Source organism: Streptomyces sp. MMS24-W38, from assembly GCF_059889265.1.
Genome location: NZ_JCBCPP010000001.1, coordinates 2,412,423 through 2,435,912 on the forward strand (window position 1 = coordinate 2,412,423; position 23,490 = coordinate 2,435,912).

At 68.4% G+C, this 23,490-nt stretch carries 21 protein-coding genes and 1 pseudogene; 14 read left to right on the forward strand and 8 right to left on the reverse strand.

Annotated elements, in window-relative coordinates:
* Positions 1-882, reverse strand: coding sequence for a sigma-70 family RNA polymerase sigma factor (locus tag AC6F7H_RS09625; RefSeq protein WP_500756543.1), 882 nt, complete (start codon positions 880-882; stop codon positions 1-3).
* A gap of 80 nt (positions 883-962) precedes the next feature.
* Here AC6F7H_RS09625 and AC6F7H_RS09630 point away from each other — a divergent pair, with 80 nt between their 5' ends.
* Positions 963-1,346 (forward strand): DoxX family protein, encoded by a 384-nt coding sequence (locus tag AC6F7H_RS09630; protein ID WP_500756544.1) that lies wholly within the window; start codon positions 963-965, stop codon positions 1,344-1,346.
* Between the two features lie 484 nt (positions 1,347-1,830).
* On the opposite strand, the pseudogene AC6F7H_RS09635 reads toward AC6F7H_RS09630, so the two are convergent.
* Positions 1,831-2,424 (reverse strand): annotated as a pseudogene (locus AC6F7H_RS09635) (IS3 family transposase); the annotation flags it as partial.
* A gap of 444 nt (positions 2,425-2,868) precedes the next feature.
* Between AC6F7H_RS09635 and AC6F7H_RS09640 the strand changes: the two are divergent.
* From AC6F7H_RS09640 to AC6F7H_RS09665, 6 genes are all read left to right on the forward strand, one after another.
* Positions 2,869-3,351 carry a DUF3293 domain-containing protein gene (locus tag AC6F7H_RS09640; RefSeq protein ID WP_500756546.1) on the forward strand — a complete coding sequence of 161 codons (483 nt, stop codon included), beginning with the start codon at positions 2,869-2,871 and terminating at the stop codon, positions 3,349-3,351.
* A gap of 14 nt (positions 3,352-3,365) precedes the next feature.
* On the forward strand, positions 3,366-3,575 hold the full coding sequence (locus AC6F7H_RS09645) for a hypothetical protein (RefSeq protein ID WP_500756548.1): 210 nt from the start codon (positions 3,366-3,368) through the stop codon (positions 3,573-3,575).
* Positions 3,576-3,866: 291 nt separating this feature from the next.
* Positions 3,867-4,181, forward strand: a complete 315-nt coding sequence (locus AC6F7H_RS09650; RefSeq protein ID WP_500756549.1) for a hypothetical protein — start codon at positions 3,867-3,869, stop codon at positions 4,179-4,181.
* Between the two features lie 127 nt (positions 4,182-4,308).
* Positions 4,309-4,785, forward strand: coding sequence for a hypothetical protein (locus tag AC6F7H_RS09655; protein WP_500756551.1), 477 nt, complete (start codon positions 4,309-4,311; stop codon positions 4,783-4,785).
* A gap of 353 nt (positions 4,786-5,138) precedes the next feature.
* Positions 5,139-5,417, forward strand: coding sequence for a GlsB/YeaQ/YmgE family stress response membrane protein (locus AC6F7H_RS09660; protein WP_500756552.1), 279 nt, complete (start codon positions 5,139-5,141; stop codon positions 5,415-5,417).
* Positions 5,418-5,640: 223 nt separating this feature from the next.
* Complete coding sequence (locus AC6F7H_RS09665; RefSeq protein WP_500756554.1) at positions 5,641-6,552, forward strand: hypothetical protein; 912 nt, start codon at positions 5,641-5,643, stop codon at positions 6,550-6,552.
* Between the two features lie 87 nt (positions 6,553-6,639).
* On the opposite strand, the gene AC6F7H_RS09670 is transcribed toward AC6F7H_RS09665, so the two are convergent.
* On the reverse strand, positions 6,640-7,167 hold the full coding sequence (locus tag AC6F7H_RS09670; RefSeq protein WP_500756556.1) for an SMI1/KNR4 family protein: 528 nt from the start codon (positions 7,165-7,167) through the stop codon (positions 6,640-6,642).
* Between the two features lie 309 nt (positions 7,168-7,476).
* On the opposite strand from AC6F7H_RS09670, the gene AC6F7H_RS09675 reads away from it, so the two are divergent.
* From AC6F7H_RS09675 to AC6F7H_RS09690, 4 genes are all read left to right on the forward strand, one after another.
* The gene (locus tag AC6F7H_RS09675) at positions 7,477-8,796 is read left to right on the forward strand and encodes an ISL3 family transposase (protein WP_500756557.1); all 1,320 of its coding nucleotides are present in this window, start codon (positions 7,477-7,479) and stop codon (positions 8,794-8,796) included.
* A 67-nt stretch (positions 8,797-8,863) separates the two neighbouring features.
* Complete coding sequence (locus tag AC6F7H_RS09680; RefSeq protein ID WP_500756559.1) at positions 8,864-9,874, forward strand: endonuclease/exonuclease/phosphatase family protein; 1,011 nt, start codon at positions 8,864-8,866, stop codon at positions 9,872-9,874.
* A 145-nt stretch (positions 9,875-10,019) separates the two neighbouring features.
* Positions 10,020-11,294, forward strand: a complete 1,275-nt coding sequence (locus AC6F7H_RS09685; protein WP_500756561.1) for an ISL3 family transposase — start codon at positions 10,020-10,022, stop codon at positions 11,292-11,294.
* 226 nt (positions 11,295-11,520) lie between these two features.
* Positions 11,521-12,335, forward strand: a protein-coding gene (locus tag AC6F7H_RS09690; protein WP_500756563.1) for an IS5 family transposase whose coding sequence is annotated in 2 segments (ribosomal slippage) — positions 11,521-11,878 and positions 11,878-12,335 — 816 coding nt in all. Because the reading frame shifts where the segments join, the coding sequence is not laid out codon by codon here.
* A 27-nt stretch (positions 12,336-12,362) separates the two neighbouring features.
* On the opposite strand, the gene AC6F7H_RS09695 is transcribed toward AC6F7H_RS09690, so the two are convergent.
* Positions 12,363-13,214, reverse strand: coding sequence for an IS5 family transposase (locus AC6F7H_RS09695; RefSeq protein ID WP_500756564.1), 852 nt, complete (start codon positions 13,212-13,214; stop codon positions 12,363-12,365).
* 663 nt (positions 13,215-13,877) lie between these two features.
* On the opposite strand from AC6F7H_RS09695, the gene pglX reads away from it, so the two are divergent.
* Positions 13,878-17,594: a BREX-2 system adenine-specific DNA-methyltransferase PglX gene (gene pglX / locus AC6F7H_RS09700; protein WP_500756565.1), complete on the forward strand. Its 3,717-nt coding sequence runs from the start codon at positions 13,878-13,880 to the stop codon at positions 17,592-17,594.
* A 75-nt stretch (positions 17,595-17,669) separates the two neighbouring features.
* Here pglX and AC6F7H_RS09705 read toward each other — a convergent pair whose 3' ends face one another.
* From AC6F7H_RS09705 to AC6F7H_RS09715, 3 genes are all read right to left on the reverse strand, one after another.
* Positions 17,670-17,870 (reverse strand): DUF397 domain-containing protein, encoded by a 201-nt coding sequence (locus AC6F7H_RS09705; RefSeq protein ID WP_500756566.1) that lies wholly within the window; start codon positions 17,868-17,870, stop codon positions 17,670-17,672.
* Entirely contained in the window at positions 17,867-18,709 is an 843-nt protein-coding gene (locus tag AC6F7H_RS09710; protein WP_500756568.1) for a helix-turn-helix domain-containing protein, read from the reverse strand. The genes AC6F7H_RS09705 and AC6F7H_RS09710 overlap by 4 nt, the downstream gene beginning before the upstream one ends.
* Positions 18,710-18,859: 150 nt before the next feature.
* Positions 18,860-19,009 carry a hypothetical protein gene (locus tag AC6F7H_RS09715; protein ID WP_500756569.1) on the reverse strand — a complete coding sequence of 50 codons (150 nt, stop codon included), beginning with the start codon at positions 19,007-19,009 and terminating at the stop codon, positions 18,860-18,862.
* 129 nt (positions 19,010-19,138) lie between these two features.
* Between AC6F7H_RS09715 and AC6F7H_RS09720 the strand changes: the two genes are divergently transcribed.
* Positions 19,139-19,906, forward strand: coding sequence for a BRCT domain-containing protein (locus AC6F7H_RS09720; RefSeq protein ID WP_500756570.1), 768 nt, complete (start codon positions 19,139-19,141; stop codon positions 19,904-19,906).
* Between the two features lie 212 nt (positions 19,907-20,118).
* Positions 20,119-21,150: a hypothetical protein gene (locus AC6F7H_RS09725; RefSeq protein WP_500756571.1), complete on the forward strand. Its 1,032-nt coding sequence runs from the start codon at positions 20,119-20,121 to the stop codon at positions 21,148-21,150.
* A gap of 124 nt (positions 21,151-21,274) precedes the next feature.
* Here the strand turns inward: AC6F7H_RS09725 and AC6F7H_RS09730 are convergent, their stop codons facing one another.
* Entirely contained in the window at positions 21,275-23,359 is a 2,085-nt protein-coding gene (locus tag AC6F7H_RS09730; protein WP_500756572.1) for an FG-GAP repeat domain-containing protein, read from the reverse strand.
* Between the last annotated feature and the right edge of the window lie 131 nt (positions 23,360-23,490).

Sequence of the window (23,490 nt, forward strand, 5' to 3'; positions counted from 1 at the left end):
TCAGTAGTCGGCCCGTTCCGGGAGGTACATGGACGCGAGGCGTTCCGGATCGGTCACCGACAGGATCTCGACGATCCGTCCATCGACCACAGTGCAGGCCATGACGCCCGCCGGCTTGCCATTCACGTCCCACGCCATGATCCCGGGTTCACCATTGACGAGGACGGGGCGCGCAGTTGCCTTCACGTGAGCCGCGCGCTGCATCCTACCGGCCACCTCGGTCGCCCCCAGCCTGACGACCACGCCGCGAGCGGTGTGGGTGCGCCAGGTCACGCTCGGGTCGAGCACCCGCAGGAGCCCTTCGAAGTCTCCGCTCCGCGCTGCAGAGATGAACGCATCGACCACTGCGCGCTGCTGCCGTTCATCGGTTGGGCGAGGCGTGTCCTGTACCTTCCGGCGGGCCCGACTGGCGAGCATCTTGGCAGCGTCGGTGGACCTGCCGATGATCTGACCGATCTCCTCGAACGGCACCGCGAACATGTCGTGCAGGACGAACGCCAGCCGCTCGGCAGGCCGGAGGGAATCGAGCACCACCAGCAGTGCCAGCCCGACCGATTCGGCAAGCAGCGCGTCGTCCTCGGGCGCTCCGCCGCCGTCGTCGGTCACGATCAACTCGGGCAGCCGGTCCTCGTAGGACGCCTCCGGCCGGGCCGTGCGCGAGCGCAGCACGTCAATGCACACTCGGCCCACCACCGTGGTCAGCCAGCCGGCGAGGTTGTCGATCGTGGCCGCGTCTTGGCGCGCCAGCCGCAGCCATGTCTCTTGCACCGCGTCCTCAGCGTCCGCCCGCGATCCGAGCATCCGATAGGCCACCGCCACAAGGCGCCCACGCTGCTCCTCGAACGCCTCTGCGACAGCTTCCTCCGGACCGGATCCGGCCATGCTGTTACCTCCCACAAGCGAGTTCCGTCATGGGTGATGACGGGCCCGGAAGGGCCAAGGTAACCGTCAAGGAGAACCTCATGAACACTGCGCTGTGGATTGTTGCCGGCCTCCTGGCCGCACTCTTCCTGCTTGCTGGGGGCGGCAAGCTGTTCGTTAGCAAGGAAAAGCTGGCCGAGGCTCGTGGCGCCCAGGGATGGGTCAACCACGTCAACCCTGGCTTCGTCAGAGCCCTCGGAGCACTCGAGGTCCTGGGCGCGATCGGCCTGATCCTGCCCGCCCTGCTCGACATCGCGCCGATCCTGGTGCCACTGTCTGCCGTAGGTCTGGCGGCGATCATGATAGGTGCGGTGATCCTGCGCATCCGACGCCACGAACCCAAGGCAATGCTGTTGGACCTGCTTTATCTCGCCCCGATCGTCTTCGTGGCGATCGGCCGCTTCGGCCCCGAGTCCTTCGGGTGATCTCCCATGTGAAGTGGAGGTCTTGATGTAGCGGCCGACGTGGTGGTGGCCTAGATCGAGCAGGCCACGCGGTCGGTGGAGTACCAATGACCCAGTCAAGCCGGCGGGGCGTCGCCCACCGGTTGAGGGCGGCGCCCCGCCTGGGACAGGTTCGAGCCTCATCTTTATCAGGTCGATCACGGGGAGTCGGCAACGTCGGCCAACCGCCCGGTTTCCTTGGCTGACCATCCGTTGCCATCCGGCGTTGGTCGGCGCTGTCCGCGCCTGTTGGTGTCAGCCGCTGATGTCAACCGACCGACTCTCTCTTGCAGGGTGCTACTACCTCGCGTAGATGAAGATCACGAGGGCTGTGGCTCCCACAGCGAAAACGGCTCCCATCCACGCCGCCATCAGTCCTACGTACCGGAAGGTCGCGTAGGCCCTGGAATAGCCAGCGTTCCAGATGGAGTTGTCCCGGTCTGACAGACACTGATGGGCTTGCGAGCTATGCGGCCGCGTAGAGCACTCTATGTGGTGTCTTCGCGGCGTGACGACGTTCGTACTCGGCCGGGCTGAGCTGGCCGTTCGCCGAATGGCGGCGCCGGGAGTTATAGAAGCCTTCGATGTAGGCGAAAAGGGCCTGCTCGGCGTGGTGTCGGGTGGGGAAGGCGGTCCGGTCGATGAGTTCGGTCTCCAAGGAGGCGAAGAAGCTCTCGGTGACGGCGTTGTCGAAACACGAGCCGGTACGGCCGGTAGAGGGCCGGATCCCCGCCTCGTCGCATCGCTGACCGAACGTCAGACTCGTGTATTGGGAGCCCTTGTCGCTGTGATGCACGAGGCCGGGGCGGGGTCTGCGGGCCGTGACCGCCATGGCGAGCGCGTCGGTGACCAGTTCGGTTCGCATGCGGTCGGCCATTGCCCAGCCGACGATACGGCGGGAGAACAGGTCCAGGACGACGGCGAGGTAGAGCCGGCCCTCCTCGGTGGGGACGTAGGTGATGTCCGCACTCCAGCGCAGGTTCGGCGCGCTCGCGGTGAAATCGCGGCCGACATCCCTCCGGTGTACTCGTCCACGATGTGCAGGACGCGAGAGTCGTCGTCTTCGCCCTCGTCGTCCTCAGGGCCGTCCACCTTCGCGTACCGCTCTCTGTCCGCCCCACAGCCCCAGCAAAGGCCAGGCATGCAGCACACCGTGACGCCGTCCGCGTCCTCGGCCGCGTCGGTCCCCGGCAGGCCCGCGCGGGCCGGATCCGTCTCGGAGGGTACGGGCATGTCGGGCAGCCTCCCGGAGTCGAAGGACCCCGGTAGCGCGCTGCCGCACCCCGGTGATCTGTGCTTTCCGCGCACTTCGCGCGGGTCGGCCACCACACGGCCGGACGGGAAGCCAACACCCGCGCCGATCTTCCGCAATGTCTTCACGACACTCTTGCTTCGGGGCCCGGATCATGAAATCTTGCGGCCGATGCCCCCGTGATCCCGTGGGGGCGAGCACCGATCTCCCTGCACGAGGTGTAAGGGGGTCTTCGTTCCACAGGAGGCCCTTGTGCACGCTCCCGACGCAGCCGGTACGCCCCTCAACTGGGATCTCTACCGGGCGGCCGTCGTCGACATCCGGTTCGGGGACCGGGCCGTTCGAGTCGAACCACGTCCTCGGGGCACGGCCGAGGGTTTCTTCCCGGTGCAGGACGGCGGCGCCGTCGTCCATGTGATCACCGCCTGGAACCCCCGTGGCCGTACCGCGTCGGACGACGCCAACGCCCGTGCCCAGCGCCTGCTGCTCGACGAGATCCGTCGCCGTGGTCTCACCTGGTGGCCCGCGGAGGGAAGCGACGCGTGCGGCACGCATCGCGAGGAGAGCGTCGCCGTCGTCGGTCTGAGCGACACCGCGGCGCGTGACCTGGGACGCCGCTTCGGCCAGGACGCTGTCTTCGCCTGGACCCCCGACGCCTGGCGGGTCCTGGCGTGCGACACCGGCGCCGTGGCGGTGAGCGGGTGGACGGCGTCCGCGCAGTCGGCGCCGGCGTAGGCGGGAGAAGAACCATGGGCATGTATCCCATGCGCACCCCGGACCACTGCCCCCGCTGCGGCAGACGCCTCGGCGATCCGCCGGCCGAGCGGGTCGCAGTCGACGGCTTCCCGGCCGAGGTGACGTACGCGACGGACCCGGTGTGCGGTGGGCGCTGGCACGTGTGGGACAGGACGTCCCCGCTGCGCCGCCCGGCACGCCCCCATGTGGACGGCACGGGATGACGTCACCACACATCGGGGCGACTCGAGCGGCGGCGCTCCTCACAGATCGTCCTCCCCGGGCAGCTTCTCGCGTGTTGCCGCGCTCCTCAGCAGGCACGACGTGAGCCCGGTGGGCCGCAAGACCCTTGCCGGCATGCCCCAGCGGGACCAGATCCGGTTCACATCGAAAACACCTCAAACAGGAACCGGCCATTCCTGGATCCGGAACCCGCCACACGGGAACGACGTGTCCGCATTCGATCTCCTGACATACAGGCTGAGGCCGACCCGTCAGCTCATGCAGGGGGATTCATGCGCACCACGGGGCACAGACGTGTCATCGCCGCAACCGCAGCCGCAACCACGGCGGCGGCGACGCTCACGTTCATCGGCACACCGGCACACGCTCAGACGTCCTCGCCCACGGTGACGCCGTCGGCGAGCGCCGACACCACCGAACTCGCCCAGCTCGCCGACGGCTGCCTTCAGCAGCGGGCCGACCTGCTGACAACGGCCCGTCCGGCGGTGAAGTCCGCTCGCGGGCAGGTTCAGGCGACTCGTTCCATGACGGCCCAGGTGGCCGGCGTGGACGTCGACGCCGCCGTGTCGAACCGCTGCCCGCTCTGACCCGCCACACCAGCGACACCCACGACAAAAGCCTGAAGAAGATCCTCTCCGACCACCCGCGCACCTGGTGGTAGCGCACCGCACCTGACAGGTCGCCCGTTCCCTCACCGGAGAACAGGAGTGTGCTGTGCAACGTCGACGCCTCTTGGCCGTGGCGGCCGCTCTGGTCGTCGCATCCGGCTGCTCGTCCCAGGAGGATGAAGCGCCGCCGGGTGTTCCGGCACCCTCGTCCTCGGCTTCGGCATCCTCCGACGGAGCCCGCGCGGCCGTCGAAGCCTACGTGCGGGCCCTCAACTCCCGTAGCGCCGCCGGGCTGATGTCGGTCGGGGGCGTCAAGGACGAGGAGTGGTCCCGGCAGGAGGCCGAGCGGATCCTCGCCGACCGGGGCGGACGGGGGTGGAAGATCAAGGACGCGCGGATCCAGCACGACATGGGCCCGGACGTCGGCTCGGCCCGCCTCCTGGCCGAGGACAAGGCGGGCAGGCCCCTCCAGGACACCTTCACCGCCACGCGGGAGAACGGCACCTGGCACCTGACGGTCTTCACCGACCAGCCCGGCGGGTCGGGCAAGGAAACCTCTGCGACCGACACGCCGCGTTCCTGACGACCACCGTCGTGGTGGCCCGGTCCGACGATCCGGCCCGGGCCACCACCCCGCAGGACACCGTGAGCCGGACAGCGGGGTTCGTCGTTGTGCCTCATCGGGGTTCAGCCGCGTGTCGGCGGGCGCGACGCCGGGGTGGCGGGGCGGTGCGGGCTTCCGCCGAGCCGTGGTGTCGGGCAGCCGGTTCAATTCGCGTGCGAGCCGGGCGGAGGCCGGCTCCACGATCAGGGCCCGGGCTGTACCGGAGCCGCCGGTGACGAGGTCGGGGTCGCGGTCCGAAGAGCAGGTTTGTCCGGGCGCGGACGGTACAGACGATGACCTGACACAGTCTTCACGACAGGACGGAGACAACAATGGGCATCATCGCGTGGATCGTCATCGGCCTGCTCGCCGGCGCCATCGCCAAGTTCATCATGCCGGGCAAGGACCCCGGTGGCATCGTCATCACCATGCTCATCGGCATCGCCGGCGGTCTGCTCGGCGGCTGGCTCGGCAAGGTGATCTTCGGCGTCGACTCCATCGACGGGTTCTTCGAACTCTCCACCTGGATCGCCGCGATCGTCGGTTCCCTCATCCTGCTCGCTCTGTACCGCCTCATCACCGGCAACCGGCATTCCCACCGTCACGCCTGACCCCCTGATGGTGCCTCCGGACGGCTCCCCCCTTGCTCGCAGGGCGGGAGCCGTCCGGCGTGTACGGACCGGGCACCGGAGGCCCGCTCGGCGGCCGTGCCTGTCGTGAGGCCAGGGGTCGGGCACCAGTGGGAGGAGCCGTCGTCGAGGTTGCGGCCGGGTGCGCCGGCGACTGTGTGCCGGTGGGGTTCCGCCGCGGCGTTCCGGGCGGGACCCTGTCTCCATGAAGACAACGGGGCGGGTCATCAGGAAGTCGGGGTGCGTGGCCGTCGGGGTGTGGGTGGCCTCCGAGGTGGTGGGCCGGTTACAGGTCGGCGGCACCGTGGGCGAGCGGGTGGGGTCCGTGGCCGTCCTCGCCGCGGTGTTCACCGCCGTCGTCACCCTCGTGCCCATGCCCCTGAGGCGGATGCTCGGGCGGGCCGTGGTGCGGAATCAGCGGCGCATGGCGGAGGAGCCCGATGGGGACGGCTCCGACTGGGAGTTCTTCGCGCCGCTGCGCAGGCATATGGTCCATGTCGGGCTGGGCATGGTGCTGTCGGCCGTCGTCCTGACGGTGGTGGGGCCTGCGGGGTTGTGGGCCGGGGTGGAGCTGGGTGCCGCGCTGGGGTTGGCCGTTGAGCTCGGCGGTGGGCTCAAGTCCCTCGTCACCGCCGCACTCGTCGTCGCCGCCGTGGAGACGGTGCTGCTGCTCGTGCTCGCCGTGCCGGTGAAGCACCGCCGTCCCGGGGCCCTGCGTTCGCTGGCCGGCTACCTCTTGTGCGGGGCGGGCCTGGCGCTCGCGGTGGCGTGGCTGGACGGCGTGGAAGCGACGGGCACGCAGTGGCTGACGCTCGCCGTCGTCGTCGCCCTGTTCCAGCTGCGGTTCTCCCTGACCCTGACGCTGCCCGTACCCGGAGTGGCCTCGCTGGTCCTCGTGTCGGTCAACGCGCTGGTGCTCTGGCTCATCGTCTGGCTCACCGGCCTGCTGCGGGTCGACGGCTTCTGGCCCCTCGTCGGGACGGTCGCCCTGATGTGGGTAGCGGAATGGCCGAGCCGTCTCGCGAAGGCCGTCGCGGAGGCCCGGGCCAACCCGCCCCAGCCTCCGCACGACCCCTTCTGGCCGGAGCACCACATGCCGCAGACACCGCTGTACTGACCGGTGCCGCATCAGGCGACGTCCGCCCCGGTGAGGGGGCCCATGAAGGGGAACCGGCCCCGGCCGGTGGGCGCTTCGCCGGGGAGGTCAGCCGGGGGAGCCTTCGCTCCGCTCGCTCTCGGCATCGCGGGCGGAGGTGAGCCCCTCGACGAAGGAGCGGAAGTCCGGCGCGAGGGCCAGTTCCGAGTCGTCGTCCGCGTCGAACCAGGCGACGGACGGTTCCCCGTGTCGGCCACAGGTCCGGTAGTCGAGCCCGATCCAGTGGTGTCCGTCACCCGAGACCAGTACCACTGCCGTGGGCAGGCCCCATTCTTCGACCAGGTACGGGCTGTCGAGCAGGGACAGCGTCCGCTCACGGTGACCGATGCCCATCACGCTGTCGAAGGGGACGTGGTCGGCGCTCCATGAGGTCGCCCGGCCGGTGGGGAAGGCGTTCCGGCTGTCGCCGACCTGGCCGCCGTTCTGATCGCGGAGCAGGGTCACCAGTGAGTCGGGGAGTATGACGTCCAACAGCCGCTCGGCCTCCTCGACCATCCGGTCGGTCAGGGGCGGCTGCACTCCGTGGTCGCTCCTGGTGTCCCAGAAGGAGGGCTGAAGAGCCTCGAAGCGTGCCATGACCGGCATCGTAGGAGCCGGTCTCGACAGTTCACCGTTCGACCTCGGCTGGACGAGCGCGATGCTCACGTGACCGGACGTCTCTCCGCGGCTCCGACGACGGCGGCCCCGCGTGCCCTGCCTCGGGAGCCTCTTCGCCGGAAATCCGGGTCTTCGAACTTGAGCGGTGTGGCGTCCCGAGTTGACTGTCTGGCTGTCACGTTGCGTGAGGACCAAGGGTAGTGGGGACGGTCCTGGCAGCAGGATGCCCGTGGCCATGGGTGATCATTTCTGTTCTCGACGCAGAACAATCACCCAGAAACCACGGGCTTGGACAACGATACGACGTTGCTGCTCGACCTGGACGGCCTGGCCGTCGCCCGGGTGGAGCGGCTGGAGGACGGCACCCGCCGGGTGCACCTGATCACCGCCGATGAGCAGGCGCGGGCCTGCCCCGAGTGCGGGGTGTTTGCCACGCGGGTGAAGGGCTCCGCGACGACTCGGCCCCGCGATCTGCCCTACGGCGAGAGCGGGCTGGAGTTGCGCTGGCACAAGCGCCGCTGGTGGTGCCGGGAGCCCGGCTGCCCGCGCCGGTCGTTCACCGAGCAGATCCCGCAGATACCGGCCGGCGCACGGATCACCATGCGGCTACGCAGTGCCGCCGGACGCCGGATACGCGACGCCGGGTCCACCGTCATCCAGGCCGCCCGTGACCTGAACCTGTCCTGGCCCACCGTGATGGACACCTTCCGCACCGCCGCCTGCGAGGTCACCGAAGCACCCCTTCCCGAGGTCCAGGTGCTGGGCATCGACGAGACCCGGCGCGGACGGCCCCGCTGGGAACAGGACCCGGACACCGGCAAGTGGCACCTGGTACGCGAGAGGTGGCACACCGGCTTCGTCGACGCCCTCGGCACCGGCGGACTGCTCGGCCAGGTCGAAGGCCGCACGGTCGCCGACGTGCTCGCCTGGCTCGCCACCACCCCGCTGAACTGGCGCAAGAGCATCGCATACGTCGCCATCGACATGTCCACCGTCTACCGCGCGGCCGTGCGCACCGCCCTGCCGCACGCCACCGTCGTGGTCGACCACTTCCACGTCGTCCAGCTCGCCAACAAGATGCTCTCCATGGTTCGGCGCCGCACCACCGCCGAGATCCGCGGCCGACGCGGACGCGCCAGTGACCCGGAGTGGAAAGCCAGGCGGCGCCTGCTGCGCAACCGCGAGGACCTCACCGACGAACAGTTCACGCACATGTGGAATGCGCTGCTGAATGAGGGAAAGATCGGGCAGGAGTTGCTGACGGCATGGATCGCCAAGGAGAATCTGCGCAACCTCCTCGCCCTGGCCCGCACCAGCGCGGATCGGCACCAAGTCGGGCAGGCTCGCTGGAAGTTCCTCACCTGGTGCGCGGATTCCGACATTCCCGAGGTGCGGCAGCTCGCCGTCACTGTCGACCGCTGGTGGCCCGAGATCGGGGCCTTCATCGACACCGGGCACAGCAATGCCAAGAGCGAGGGCATCAACCGCGTGATCAAGCTCGTCGCCCGCAACGCGTTCGGCTTCCACAACGCCGAGAACCAGCGGCTACGGACACGCTGCGTCACCACCCGGCGAGCCCGCGGACACCTTCGCACCGCTCAACTTTGAAGTCCCGTCGAACGGTGTTCAAATAGCCACTAGTTGACCGTTCACCCAATATCACTACGTTGGCGACATGGCAACTTACCGGAAACGTGTTCTCGCCAGCCTGATCACCAGCGCTGCCCTACTCGCCGCCAGCCCCGCCGCGGCAACACCTTCCGCTCACGCAGGCAAGCCGACCGATGTGCGGGTCCTGGCCTGGAACATCTACCACGGCGGTCTGGACGACAACTGGGACGATGTCGACAACCGCCAGGACGTCATCCACCAGATCGTCGAGGCGGACCCGGATGTGTTCTTCTCCGTCGAAACCTATGGCGCCGGTGACGAGATCGTCGCCGGACTCGAGGCGGCCACCGGAGAAGACTGGACCGGCGTCCAGATCACACCCAGCTCGACCGGCAACGACAACCTGTGGCTCTTCACCCACTACGACATCGACAAGGTGTTCCCCGCACCGACCGGTTACAAGGAGACCGGCGCATTCCATATCGGCGGCGCCCGGGTGATCGCCGACGACGGACGAGCCATCAACACGTTCACCATGTGGAGCAACTACACCAACCCCTGGGTCGGCGACCTGATCGAGGCCAACGCCCTGGACGTCGCCGCCGGCCGCGAGCCGCAGGTCCCCGCCAAGAAGATCGTCGACGCCGACCGCCGCCAAACGCAGTACGTCTCCGACTTCCTCGACTACGTCGACATCCACGCCCCCGCCGACGAGCCGGTCCTGATGGGTGGTGACCTCAACACGATGCCCGCATCTGACTGGACCTCGAAATGGGCCCGCTGCGCCGACCACTTCGGCCTGTCCTATGACCTGGCTGCTACCGACCAGTTCACCGATGCCGGCTTCGTCGACACCTACCGGGCCGCCAACCCCAACGTCTGCCGGGCCCCCGGCATGACATGGAGCCCCCGGCTGGGCATGACCACCGCGGATCGGATCGACTTCATCTACGCCAAGGGCCAGACGGTCCAGGTCAAGAACTCCTACACCATCGCCGACCGGCTGCCCGGTGACCTGGGCGACCAGTTCTACTCCGACCACTCGGCGGTCGTCTCGGACGTGCGCATCAAGTGATGACGGTTCGCTGAACCAGAGCCGATATAAAACGGCTCTCCTGTCGCTTCCGTGGGTGTCTGACCTGGGCTGATGCGTAGAACACGCCGTATCCGGGATACGTTTCGACTGCTGAAGGTACGAAACGGAAGAACCCGGATACGGCGTGCGAAGTGCAAGGGTATGGACTCGGCTGCTCGATGTCGAGAACACGGTGATCGAGCAGGTCAGTGTGGAGGAGGCCGAGCCCGGCGAGGGGGACGACGGCGAGCGCGTCATCGTGGTCTGCGCCCGGCCCGCGAAGGGCCGGCGGCAGCGGTGCGGCATCTGTAGCCGCACGTGCGCGAAGTACGACGCCGGTGAGGGCGGCCGCCGCTGGCGGGCCCTGGACATCGGCACCCTCAAAGCCGTGATCGAAGCCGACGCGCCGCGGGTGGCCTGCCCCGAGCACGGCGTGACGGTCGCGGCGGTGCCCTGGGCCAGACACAGCGCCGGACACACCCACGCCTTCGACGCCACCGCCGCGTGGCTGGCCACCTGCTGCAGCAAGACCACCGTCACCCAGCTGCTGCGGATCGGCTGGCGCACCGTCGGCAACATCTGCGAGCGGGTCTGGGCCGACGTCGAAGCGTCGGTGGACCTGTTCGCCGGACTGCGGCGGATCGGCATCGACGAGATCAGCTACAAGAAGCGGCACAAGTACCTCACCATCGTGGTCGATCACGATTCCGGGCGCCTGGTATGGGCGGCGGCCGGCCGGGACAAGGACACCCTGCACGCCTTCTTCGACGCCCTCGGCGCCGAGCGCACCGCGCAGATCACGCACGTGTCGGCGGACGGCGCCGAGTGGATCGATGCCGTCGTCGCGGCCCGCTGCCCGAACGCGGTGCGCTGCATGGACCCCTTCCACGTCGTGAAGTGGGCCACCGACGCCCTGGACGTCGTCCGCCGGAACGTGTGGAACGCCGAGCGCGGCGGCAAGGGCCGGACCACCCGCGGCTCGAAGTCGCTGAAGAAGGCCCGCTTCGCACTCTGGAAGAACCCCGAGGACCTCACCGCCGGCCAGCAGGCTCAGCTCGCCTTCATCGCCGCAGCCCACCCGCTGCTGCACCGCGCCTACCTCCTCAAGGAGGGCCTGCGCATGGCGTTGAAACAGGGCAAGGACACCGCCGAGGTGCTGTGGGACTGGGTGATCTGGGCCCGACGCTGTCGCATCCCCGCCTTCGTCGACCTCCAGCGCGCCATCGTCCGGCACTGGGACGCCATCATTGCCGCGGCCGAGCACAACCTGAGCAACGGGCTGATCGAGTCCACGAACACCAAGATCCGCCTCATCACCCGCCTGGCCTTCGGGTTCAAGAGCCCCGACGCCCTGATCGCCCTGGCGATGCTCAGCCTCGGCGGACACCGCCCGCAGCTACCAGGCCGTCAACTCGCATAATCCCACCCACGGAAGCGACAGGAGAGCCTATAAAACTGACGGAGATGGTTGACACCCGGGCCTGGTGATCATACGGAGATCCGGGTGAGTGAACCCCAGTTGGACCGCGAGGTGCGTCGGCGCCTCGCGGCCCTGCGTCATATGGAGTAAGAGGACCTAACAAAATAGAACGTTTGCGCTAATCTGGAGATGTCGGTGCGGATCCGCTCTGACCAGGAGGTGCGCGATGTCCCGCCCCAAGCCCTGGGAGATCGACGACGACCTGTGGGCCCTGATCGAGCCGCTGCTACCCGTGGTCGAGCGCCGGCCCGACCATCCGGGCCGCAAGCGACTGGACGACCGCAAGGCCCTGCAGGGCATCCTGTTCGTGCTGGCAACCGACATCCAGTGGGAGTGGCTGCCACAGGAACTGGGCTTCGGCTCGGGCATGACCTGCTGGCGTCGGCTGCGGGACTGGAACCAGGCCGGTGTCTGGCAGCAGTTGCAGGCCATCCTGCTGGCCAAGCTGCGCGGCGCGAACCAGCTGGACTTCTCCCGCGCCGCCATCGACGCCTCTCACGTGCGTGCCCTGCGGGGCGGCCCAAAACCGGCCCGAGCCCGGTCGACCGCGCCCGGCCGGGCTCGAAGCACCACCTGATCACCGATGCGCGCGGCACTCCGCTCGCGGTCTCGCTCACCGGCGGCAATCGCAACGACGTCACCCAGCTGATGCCGCTGCTCAAGGCGATTCCCGCGGTCCGCGGCCGCTGTGGGCGTCCCCGGTTCCGGCCGCGGCGTCTGTATGCGGATCGCGGCTACGACCACGACCGCTACCGCAGCATGGTCCGCACCCTGAGCATCACCCCGGTCATCGCCCGCCGGGGGCAATCCCACGGCTCGGGCCTGGGCGTCCACCGGTGGGTGGTCGAGCGTGGACTGTCGTGGCTGCACGGTTTCCGGCATCTGAGGATCCGTTGGGAGCGCCGGGACGACATCCACGACGGCTTCCTGCAGTTGGCGGTCTGCCTCATCCTGTACCGGCGCGTCCGAGCACTCTGTTAGGACCTCTAAGACCGACCGGCAAATGGATCACTTGAGACGTCGAGTGGTGGGGCGGCCGTCCCAGCGGTAGCGGCTCGTCGAGCGTCGGATGAGCATGCGGAGCGTGACGAATGCGGCGGCGAGGTAGAGGTAGAAGTCCACGGCGCTGCCGTCCTTCTCGGTGCAGCGCCGCAGCTTGCCGTAGCCGTTCATCCACGAGTGCGAACGCTCGACCACCCACCGCTTGCCAGCCTGGATCGGTGCGGGCACGCCCTTACGGGCGATCTCGCCGGTGAAGCCGAACTCGTCGAGCAAGGCACGGGTCCTGGCGCTGTCGTAGCCGCGGTCGAGGTTGATGTTCACCTGCTCGGGAAGCGCTCCCACCTGGGCTTTCGTTGCTTCGAGGGTGGGGCCGAGGAGCGGTGAGTCGTGCCGGTTGGCGCCTGCGGAGACGATCCCCAGAGGGACCCCGGCCGCGTCGGAGGCCACCGATCGCTTCAGTCCCCGCTTGCCCCGGTCGACCGGGGAGCGTCCGGCTTTCTCGCCCCCCGAGGGGGCTTTCGTGATGCAGCCGTCCACGGAGATCTCGGCCAGTCCGAGGCCGATCATCCGGTCGTACGCCTGGAGCGCCAGGGCGTGAACCTCCTCTGATATGCCCATCTGTGACCAGAGTTTGACGCGGCGTCGGATGGTGCAGTCCGAGCAGCCCGGACTGGCGATCCGCTCGTATCCGCTGCCGTGGACCAGGGCCTGCACGATGTGCTCGAAGACGATCCGGTCCGGGACCCGGCGGCGGTGACAGCCCAGCGGGTGGGTCGGCGCATAGTCGTCCCGTACGGGCAGCAGGGCGGCGAACTGGTCCCACAGGGGTTCGAGCAGGCAAGATGGCACAGCAGGCACGGGCCCTCCAGTGATCACTGAGCGTAGAGAACTCCATGATCACTCAGGCCCGTGCCTGTCTCGTGCCCAGTGCGTCCGGCCGTCAGGCAGCCCACCATTCGCCGGTCGGTCTAAGTCAGCGGAAACGTCGCGCGCCATCGAAGCTGCCTGGCCCGGGGCACACACCCGCGCCGACGAGGCTGACCCGCCGGCGCCGGGAGGGGCGACAAAGATGGCGATGACGTGTGGGCCAGCTACCCCAGCCCTGGTGATATGGAGCAAATGTGCGGCCCCGGCGAGCTGCCGAGCAGCACAACCCACCACATCATCCAGGGACGCACCCTGCCCGCCAGCCCTGAGCAGGCCATTGCCTTCCTGAAGGCCTGCTACGTGGGTCCCTTCGGCCGTCCACCACGAGATTCTCGAGGTCCAGGCCGATGGCCTCGTCGTAGGCCTCCAAGGCCAAATGATCACGGAGAACCACGGGCATCCTGCGTCCGGGGCAGGGCCGCAGCTTCACGCACGGTGACAGATCGTCAGGGACCCTGATGAGGCACACCGCTCAACTTCGAAGACCCGGAAATCCCCCCTTGACGTGGATCTGGTGGGTCGAGGGGAGCGGGCTGGCAGGATGGTGTGTGGGCCGTGGGGGCCCGTGGGCGAGCGGTGAAGGAGTGGGCCGGGGTGGCGGCTACTACGGCTGAGGGTGTGGGGTCCGCGCTGGACCGGACGCGGCTGCTGAAGGATCTCCAGGCGCAGGCGCGTCTGCTGGAGGACGACCTCCGCAGGCGGACGGACGGCGAGCCGGAGTTCCGGGACGCGCTGCGGGTCGAGTACGACAAGGCCGTCGCGGCGGAGCGTACGGCGGCGATGTACGAGACGTGGCGGGACGACCGGGTCGTGCAGATCGCGGCGGCGTGGGTGCTGGCCTGTGTGTTCGTGCGGTTCAGCGAGGACAACGGGCTGATCGCGGACCCGTGGCTCTCCGGTCCCGGCGAACGGCTGGCGGAGGCGCAGGACCGGCACGACGCGTACTTCCGGGCGAACCCGTCGAAGAACGACCGGGACTGGCTGCTGGACTCCTTCGACGCGCTGGCCACGTCGCACCGGACGGTGGCCGGGCTGTTCGACCGCGCCCACAACCCGCTGTACGAGGTGACGCCCTCCTACGAGGCGGCGACGGCCCTGCTGGCCTTCTGGCGTGAGCGGGGCGCGGACGGCGAGATCGTCCACGACTTCACCGACCCCGAGCTGGACACGCGGTTCCTCGGCGACCTGTACCAGGACCTGTCGGAGCACGCGCGGAAGACGTACGCGCTGCTCCAGACGCCGGTGTTCGTGGAGGAGTTCATCCTCGACCTGACGCTGGAACCGGCCGTGGAGGAGTTCGGCCTGACGCCGGCGTGGAAGCACCGGCCCTCCGGGTGGGACGGGGAGGTCTTCGCCGACGGTCCCGGCGGTGCGGATGTCGTCCGGGGGCTGCGGTGCATCGACCCCGCGTGCGGCTCCGGGCACTTCCTGCTGGGGCTCTTCGAGCGGCTGCTGGTGAAGTGGCGGGAGGCCGAGCCCGGCACCGAGCCGTGGGTACTGGTCCGGCGGGCCCTGGAGTCCGTCCACGGCGCCGACAAGAACCCGTTCGCCGTGGCCATCGCACGGTTCCGATTGCTGGTGGCCGCGCTGAAGGCGTGTGGGGTACGGGAGTTGGGTGCGGCTCCTGATTTCCCCATTCGGGTGGCGGTGGCGGACTCGCTGCTGCACGGGCGGGGTGCGGAGACGGTCACGGAGGCCCTGGACACCCTGTTCGCGGAGAACGAGCAGTTCTACTACCGCACGGAGGATGTGGAGGGGTACGCGCGGGAGGTGGATCTTCTCGGGCGGGGGTCGTATCACGTGGTGGTGGGGAACCCGCCGTACATCACCGTCAAGGACGCCAACGAGAACAAGAACTACAAGGTTGCGTACGACGCCTGTTATCGGCAGTACGCGTTGTCGGTGCCGTTCGCTCAGCGGATCTTCGAGTTGGCGGTTCGGGCGGGGGGTGACCATCGGGACGGTGGGTTCACCGGGCAGATCACTGCCAATTCCTTCATGAAGCGTGAATTCGGGAAGAAGCTGATTGAGGAGTTCTTCCCAAGGGTCGACCTGACGCATGTGATCGATACGTCCGGGGCGTTCATTCCGGGGCATGGGACGCCTACCGTGATTTTGGCGGGGCGGAATCAGGTAGCTCGGCAGAGTGAGCCGGTGCGGGCTGTTTTGGGGGTGCGGGGGGAGGGAAGCCGACCGGATAGGCCTGAGGATGGGCAGGTATGGCGGGCGATCGTCAAGCAGGTTGGGGTGGCTGGGAGCGATTCGGACTGGGTGTCAGTCGAGGAACGCAAACGGAGTCAGCTGAGCGGATTCCCGTGGTCCCTGTCAGGCGGCGGGGCAGGAGCGACCTTCAGCAAGGTCGATGAGCAGCGCATTCGACTCTTGGACTGGGATGCCGACCTTGGTTTCGTCAGTATCACGGGTGATGACGACTCCTTTGTGGTGCCGCCGCACGTAACTGCACGCGAAGGTCGTTTGACTACCCGACCCCTGGTCGCGGGGGAAGTTGTACGCGATTATTCCGTCCACGACCGGGAGGCAGTGCTGTGGCCCTACGACAAGGACCTCAAGCCGATTGCCTTCAGCTCCGACCATCCCATGACGCGCAGACTGTGGCGCACCCGCTTGTACCTTCAGGAACGCAAGCGCTTCGGCATTCCGGTGCGAGACATCGACGGGCTTTTGTGGACAGAGTTCCGCGAGTTCTATTCCCGTAGGCTGAAGCCGCCCCTGTTTCTAACCTATCCGTTTGTGGCGACCCATAACCACATGGCGCTTGTACGTGACGAGATCGCATGCATCCGCACTGCACCCGTGATCAAGTTGCCAGAGGGGACGAGCGAGGAACGGCATCTGGAGTTGCTGGGGGTGCTGAATTCTTCGGCTGCTTGTTTCTGGCTCAAGCAAGTGAGTCACAACAAGGGTCGCCCCGGAGCTGAGCGTGGGGACGCAGACGAGCCTTGGGAGTTCCGCTACGAGTTCACTGGCACCAAACTCCAAGAATTCCCGCTACCCGAACAGCTCCCCAAAAAACTCAGCCGAGATTTGGACGCACTGGCCCAGGAACTGGGAAAGCATGAGCCTTATGCTCTTGCCCGTCGCGCCGTACCCACCCGCGAGGCCCTCCACGAAGCTCGTCGAAGCCAGGAACAGCTCCGAGCCCGGATGATCGCGTTGCAGGAGGAGTTGGACTGGACCGTCTACGGAGCGTACGGACTGCTCACCGCAGACGAGGTCGCGCAGACCACCAGTGCCGAACTCCCTGAAGTGACCCTCGGACAGAGGGCCTTCGAGATTGTGTGGGCCAGGAAAGCACGCAGTGGTGAAGTGGGCAGTAAGTGGTTCGAGCGGCATGGGTCCGCCCCGGTCACCGAGATCCCCGCCCACTGGCCGGAGGCTTACCGCAAGGTCGTCCAGGCCCGGATCGACCTCATCGAGGCCAACAAGGACATCCGCCTCATCGAGCGCCCCGAGTACAAGCGCCGTTGGTCCACCGAGCCCTGGGAGAAGCGGGAAGCCGCTGCCCTGCGGAACTGGCTGCTCGATGCCGCCGAACGTGAGGAGTTGTGGTTCGAGGAGCGGGACGGGTTCACCGTGCCCCGGCCGCTCACCGTCAACCAGCTCGCCGACGAACTGCGCCACGACGGTGACGTACAGGCCGTCGCCGAGTTGTACGCCGCCGACCACCTCGGCAAGCGCGACGCCTCCCTCGCCACCGTCCTCGCCTCCGTCATCGAAGCCGAGCACGTGCCGTACCTCGCCGCGCTCCGCTACAAGGACTCCGGCCTGCGCAAGCGGGCGCAGTGGGAACAGGTGTGGGAGCAGCAGCGCGAGGAGGACCGGACCGGGAAGCGGCTCGACATCAAGGTGCCGCCGAAGTACACCGGCGCGGACTTCCTCAAGCACTCCTACTGGTCCCACCGCGGCAAGCTCGACGTGCCCAAGGAGCGCTTCATCTCCTACCCCGGCGCCTCCCTGGAGTCGGACACCTCCCTGCTCCTCGGCTGGGCCGGCTGGAACCACCGCGACCAGGCCGACGCCCTCGTCGGACTCGTCCGCAGCCGCGTCGAAGACGGCGGCTGGGAGAAGAAGGACCCCCGACTCGTACCGCTGCTCGCCGGACTGCGGGAAGTACTGCCCTGGGTGCACCAGTGGTACGGCGAGTACGACGAGGAGTGGGAGGGCAACCCCGCCGAGGAGTTCCAGGCCGCCCTCGACTCGGGCCGCGCGGACGCGGAGCTGTCCGAGAACGACCTCGTCGCCTGGCGCCCCGAGAAGAAGACGCGCGGACGGCAGAAGAAGAGCGAGTGAGCAGGGTAGTGCCCTTCGGGCATGAGTGAGGGGTGGCGGGGAGCGTCAACGGCTCCCCACCACCCCTCGTTCGTCTCAGACGCCTGCGGCCATCCGCACGAACGCCGTCCACTGGGCAGTGGAGACGTTGAGGATCGCCACATCCGGACGCTTGGAGTCGCGGACCAGTACGGCCGTACCGGCGTCCGCGATCTCGACACACTGGCCACCATCACCAGCGCTGTAGCTGCTCTTCACCCAGGTCAGCTCGGATGCCTGATCGTCGTTGGCGTTCACAACTCTCCCAAGAGCTTCTCGATCCAGGCCAGCGACTCCCTGGGGGTCATCGCTTGTGCTCGCAGGACTCCGTACGTGGACTCGAACCCCTGGACCTTCGCTGGCATCGCATGCAGGGCGCTGCTGCTCTGCACCTCCGTATACGCCATCCTCCGTTGTTGCCGCGTGAGGATCAACGTAAAAGGGCCTGCTACTCCAGCATGCTCATCGCGTCCGGTCGGCATCACCTGTAGCTCTACATTGCGTTCGTGCCCGACGAGCAACAGGTGCTCCAACTGGGCTCGCATGGCTTCCGCGCCGCCGAGGGGTCTACGCAGGACGGTCTCCTCGATCACAAAGCTCAGCAGCGGCTTGGGCCGCCGCGCCAACAACTTGTGCCGGTCCAAACGCGCAGACACCCGCTGCTCGATGGTCTCCGCATCCAATAGTGGTCGCCACATGCTGAAGACTGCGCGCGCGTACTCCTCGCATTGCAGCAACCCATTGACGACATGGGCGTCGTAGGCGTGAAGTTCGGCAGCGTCGGTTTCCAAGGCCGCGAACTCGCGGAAGAACGACGGATACCGTGCCTTCGCCACCTCCCCCTTCATCGCCACCAGCAGCCCCCGCCCACCCACCTCCCGATCGACCGTGTCCACCAGCTCCGGCTTGGGAATGCGACGTCCCTGCTCCACCGCCGCGATCAGTGCCTCGCCGTAGCTGACACGCTCCCCCAACTGCGCCTGCGTCAACCCCGCAGCCTCCCGAAGCAGCTTCATCTGCCGCCCGAAGCACCGCAGGAACTCCCCATTCGAGTCCGCGCTCTCCACGCCCGCACCCGAGTCCGCTCCCGACTCCATCGCACCAGCCCCCTCAGCACATCCGTCCGCCGATCACCCGTGCTCGCACCGTAGGACGCGCCCGGGTCAACCACGCCGAGACCGAAACAAGTTGCGCCGGAAGAGTGAACGAGCAGGTCACCTCGTCCCGGGTGCCGTCATCAGCGGCCATCAGCAGGGCGTCTCGCCCTCCGCGTCGTAGGTGAGCCAGGTCCCGTCGCCGAGCGGGCGGGCATACGTGACGTCGGTGTGCAGTGGCGCAAGTCGACTGCGCCGCTCCTGAGCCGGGCAGTTGAAAAGGGAGTGGAGGTCGATCCTCAAGATGCTCCTCCTTCCCCGTAGCGCCCGAAGTACCCTGCGTAACAAGACATATTGGAACCCGGCGGGAGGTCGACGAGAGTGTCCGCACGGTGCACTGGCTGGATACACGAACTCCGAGGGCAGACCATCATGTTCACCGGCAAAACCCGGGTGGACGGTGAATGGGTTGTCCGTAAGAACTGCTTCTCTCGTGCGCAGGCGTTAGGAGCTGTCTGCCAGAACAGTTTCTCCAGGAAGGTGACCCTCGTCGTCCATGGAGAGTTGACAGGCAACGTCAAGGACGCGGACCGGGAGCTGAGCAGAAAACTGCTGACAGTCATCGAGTCACGACGAGCAGGTCGACACATACACGTGGTCGACAATGCCGGCTACTCGGATCTTCTGTTCGGAGCTCCGGCCCGATGCCGGGACCTCAAGGTGCAGGGCGAGCACGTGACCGTCATGTCTGAGATCGGGGAAGGGTTCCTCGGCGGCCCGTTCGACAGGCTTCGGCTGCGCACTCGGGGCATCAGCCGGTTCGAGGCCGGTGTGCTGGGCCGGGGCACGCCAGCACACGAGAAACTGCTGTCACGCCTCATCGAGCGGGTCACCGGACGAGCGACGCGCGACGTTCGCGCTCCGGCGCGACGGGGCCCGCAGTTCGACCTCGGCTGGGTCAGCGAACGGACCGCGTACGGCGCGTGGGTCGTGGCCCCCCAGCACTCAGTCGCCGAAGAGACGAGCCGCCTCGCAGAAGCCGTCGAGTACGTTCACAGGTCGGCCCAGTCCGCTCCTCGTCACGGCCAGGTCCAGCGGGTGGTGGTGCTGGAGGATTCCGTAGACCTCAGCTCCGGGCTGAGGGAGAAGGCAGAAGCGTTCGGCGTTCTGATCGGGAAAATCAAGGATGTCCCCCGGTGAAACGGGGACCGAGCGGCCGCACCGACAGGACGATCACCCCCACACGAGGACGCTCTTCACTCAACGCGTTCATATGCGCACGCTACGTACGGTAGCGTCGCCTCGACATCACGTCTTCCGCGTGCCCCGTCGGGCACGGAACGAAGGCGACCCCCGCAGCGGTTGCAGCCGTCCGCGAGGGCCTTGAACCACCAGTGGAACGGAACTCCACCGTGATTTACCGGCACCATATCGCGCCCCCGCGCGCCTTCACGCAGTTCTCCCACGACCTCATCCGGCACCCCCGGCTGTCCTCCGACGCCGTGCGGTTGCTGATCTGGCAGCTCTCCCTCCCCGACGGGGCGCGCGAGTCCCTCTCGCGCACCGCCGAACGCACCCATATCGGCGGGAGCGCCTTCACTCGGGCCAAGCGTCAGCTCAAGGACGAGGGCTTCGTCCACGAGCGGCGCGTCCAGGGGCCCGGCGGCCTCTGGGCCACCCAACAGCTCGTCTCCAGCACCCCGCTGAGCGCCGCCGAGGCCGCCAAGCTGCTCGCGCGGATGCCCGTGGGCCCGGTCGGAGGAACCACCACCGAGCGGGTGGCGCCGCAGCTCGCACCGAGTCCCCGGATTCCGGCCGTCGGTGAGCCGACCAGTCCGCCCACCGACGGTCATCCAAAGAAAGACTCATGGGAGAACACCTCCCACCTACCCCCCGAACCCCCCGGCCCGACAGCGGAACCGGAGTCAGAGACGGCCACAGCGACGGCGGGGACGGGGACAGAACCGCAGCCGGAGACGGCGACCGCCCCGCCCCTCCTCGAAGAGGCCCGCGCCCTCGTCTCCGCGTTCCCCGGCCTCTCCCCCGCCCTGCGCCACATCCCCCGCGCCATGCACGCCGAACTGGCCGACCTCACCGCCCGCTGGCTCGCCGCCGGGCACCCGGCCACCGCCGTCCGGCTGCACATCCTGCGCGGTCTCCCCGACGACGGCAGCCCCGTCCACCGCCCCGGCGGCCTGCTGCGCTACCTCCTGCGCGACGTACCGCCGCCGGATCCTCGACCCTCCGCCGACGGCACGCACCAGCCGGTGACGGACCACGAGCGGCCCGCCTCCCCTCGCCTGTCCGCGCGACTCGCCTCCCTCCGGGAATGCGAGGGCGAGCACGTCCAGGCCACGCTGTTCCGTCCGTCCGGTGACGAGAGGCTCTGCCCGGGCTGTGCCGACGCGAGGCCTTCGCGCGCACCCGTCCCATCCGCGACATGAACGAACCGGTGGTCGAGTCCATGGCCGGCGTCGACGGGGCGAGGTGGTCCGGACGGACCCGTCGGAACCGGACGCCCGGCCGGATGGGCCCCCCGTGTCTCCGAGGGGCCCCGGGTCCGCGCCGTCAGGAGATGCGGATGCCCGACCAGTTCGTGGTCTTGCCGACCTGCGACCGATTGCCGAAGCCGCCGCGGCCGTCGCCCCGGTTCAGCCAGGCGCGGCCGTTCTTGTCGAGCGAGATCAGGTCGGCCCGACCGTCCCCGGACAGGTCGAGCCCGCCGACCACGTCCTTGTAGGACGTGCCCCAGTTCTTGAAGACCAGCGCCCGGGGCTTGAAGGTGCCCTTGCCGGTCCCGTTGAACCGCCACAACTCGTTCGACTTGTCGAGGGCCAGCAGGTCGTTCCTGCCGTCGCGGTTGAGGTCGCCGGCGGCGATCAGCTTCTTGTAGCCGCCGAAGCCGGACCCGGCGAGCTTCCGGGCCTTGAAGCCGCCCTTGCCGTTGTTCGCGTACAGGTACAGCTTCCCGGTCGAGGTGGACCGGGCCAGCAGGTCGGCCCGGCCGTCGCCGGTCACATCGCCGGGCGAGAGGACCGCGTTGTACCCGCTCCAGTCGGAGGAGACCTTCACGGAGGACGTCTGCTGGTCCGGCAGCCCGCCGCAGACCGGCTTGTAGATGCGGGCCTCGCCCTTCGGGTGGCGGACGAACACGTCGTTGCAGCGGTCGCCGTCGAGGTCGCCGAACGGCAGCACCAGCGTGCCCGTCGGCCAGCTGCTCGCGCGCTTCTGGGCGGACAGCTTCGTCGCGCCGCCCGCGTACACCTTCAGCCCGCTGCCGCTCCGGCCGAAGAGGTCGGCCTTGCCGTCGTCCGTGTAGTCCCGCCACTTGGGCAGCGCCCGGCCGGTGGTGGTGGTCTGGTAGGCCCCGCCCAGAATGTAGGCGGACTTGTTCACCGTGTACTCGTCCCACAGCACCACGGGGCGCCCGAGCGCGTCGGAGGCCGCCCGGGGCGCGCCGGTGGCCGTGGCGCTCGTCGCGCTCAGCCGCCGCGCCGTGGACCAGGTGCCGCCCTTGAAGACGGCGGCCATCACGTACTCACGACCCGAGGAGCCCGCCCGCCACGTCACCGTGACCGTGCCGCCCGAGGTGGCGACCGCGCCGACCGCCTGCGCCCGGGTCGTGGAGAACGACTGCTTGTACGGCAGCCAGGCGCCGGTGGCCGCCGAGCGCACCGCGTACCAGGAGCTGGTCGAGCCGGGCCCCCCGCCGGCGACGAAGAGGTCGCCGTTGGGCAGGTGGACGGGCGCCGTCATCCCGTAGGTGCTGCCGGAGGCCGAAGAGGACCGCGGGGTGCTCCACTTCGTGGCGCCGGCGGACCGGCGCGTGTGCATGACGTGTCCGGCGTCGTTGTAGAACAGCTCGAAGCCGCCCTGCGGATCGGCGAACACCTTCGGCTGCGTCCGGTCCGCACTCGAGACCGGGAAGTTCTTGGCCGTGGTCCAGCCGGACGCGCCGGGGGCCTTCTCCATGGCGGTGACGACCTTGGTCTTCGACGCCTGCCACACCAGCAGGGCGGTGCCGTCCTTGGCGACCGCCAGCTCCATGCCGGAGATGTTCCGGCTGCCGCTCGGCGGCTGCGCGTTGAGGCCGACCGGAGCGGTCCACGCGGCCTTCGGGCCTGCCTTCTCGGCGGTCATCACGACGCCGCTGTCCGCCCACGCGACGGTCACCCGGCCGTCGGGGGTCGCCGCCAGGTGGTGGTAGCCACTCCTGGGGACCACGGCGATGTCCTCGGGCTCGGAGAAGGCGGTCGCGCCGGGCGCGAGGGTGGCCATCTTCAGCCAGTAGTCGTTGTGTTCGTCGGCGGCCCGCCAGACCAGGCGCACCGAGCCGTCGCCGAGCGAGACCAGCTCGGTGTTGTACCCGCCGGCGTCCGGCCAGGCCTGCGGGGCGAGCCAGCGGGTGCTGCCGGCGGGCCGGATCCGGGTGCCGTCCGCGAGGGAGACGAGGGTGCCGTTCCGGGCCGACACCAGGGCCCGCAAGCTACTCGGTGCGTGCGCGGTGCGGGTGGCCCACGCGCCCGGCGCACGCTTCTCGACGGTGGTCGTGGTGGTGGTGCCGGTGGCCGCGGCTGTGGCGGTGGTCTGGGCGGCGGCGGCCGGAGCCACGGCCGCCAGGGTGAGGACGGGAGTGAGCGCGATGCCGAGCACCGCACGGAACTGTGAAGTGATGGAATGCCCCCCCCGGGCAGGGCGTATCCGATGGCACGGATTCGCCGGACTGTTCGAATAATTTAGGCGCAGGGTATATCAGCCAAGATCCGGCTCGCGTGGAGGGTTCT

Bases quoted from the DNA above. Each gene is read 5' to 3' on its own strand.
- AC6F7H_RS09630 (WP_500756544.1), top strand. From the start codon at position 963: ATGAACACTGCGCTGTGGATTGTTGCCGGCCTCCTGGCCGCACTCTTC.
- AC6F7H_RS09625 (WP_500756543.1), bottom strand. From the start codon at position 882: ATGGCCGGATCCGGTCCGGAGGAAGCTGTCGCAGAGGCGTTCGAGGAG.
- AC6F7H_RS09645 (WP_500756548.1), top strand. From the start codon at position 3,366: ATGGGCATGTATCCCATGCGCACCCCGGACCACTGCCCCCGCTGCGGC.
- AC6F7H_RS09660 (WP_500756552.1), top strand. From the start codon at position 5,139: ATGGGCATCATCGCGTGGATCGTCATCGGCCTGCTCGCCGGCGCCATC.
- AC6F7H_RS09680 (WP_500756559.1), top strand. From the start codon at position 8,864: ATGGCAACTTACCGGAAACGTGTTCTCGCCAGCCTGATCACCAGCGCT.
- AC6F7H_RS09665 (WP_500756554.1), top strand. From the start codon at position 5,641: ATGAAGACAACGGGGCGGGTCATCAGGAAGTCGGGGTGCGTGGCCGTC.
- AC6F7H_RS09720 (WP_500756570.1), top strand. From the start codon at position 19,139: ATGTTCACCGGCAAAACCCGGGTGGACGGTGAATGGGTTGTCCGTAAG.
- AC6F7H_RS09670 (WP_500756556.1), bottom strand. From the start codon at position 7,167: ATGGCACGCTTCGAGGCTCTTCAGCCCTCCTTCTGGGACACCAGGAGC.
- AC6F7H_RS09650 (WP_500756549.1), top strand. From the start codon at position 3,867: ATGCGCACCACGGGGCACAGACGTGTCATCGCCGCAACCGCAGCCGCA.
- AC6F7H_RS09710 (WP_500756568.1), bottom strand. From the start codon at position 18,709: ATGGAGTCGGGAGCGGACTCGGGTGCGGGCGTGGAGAGCGCGGACTCG.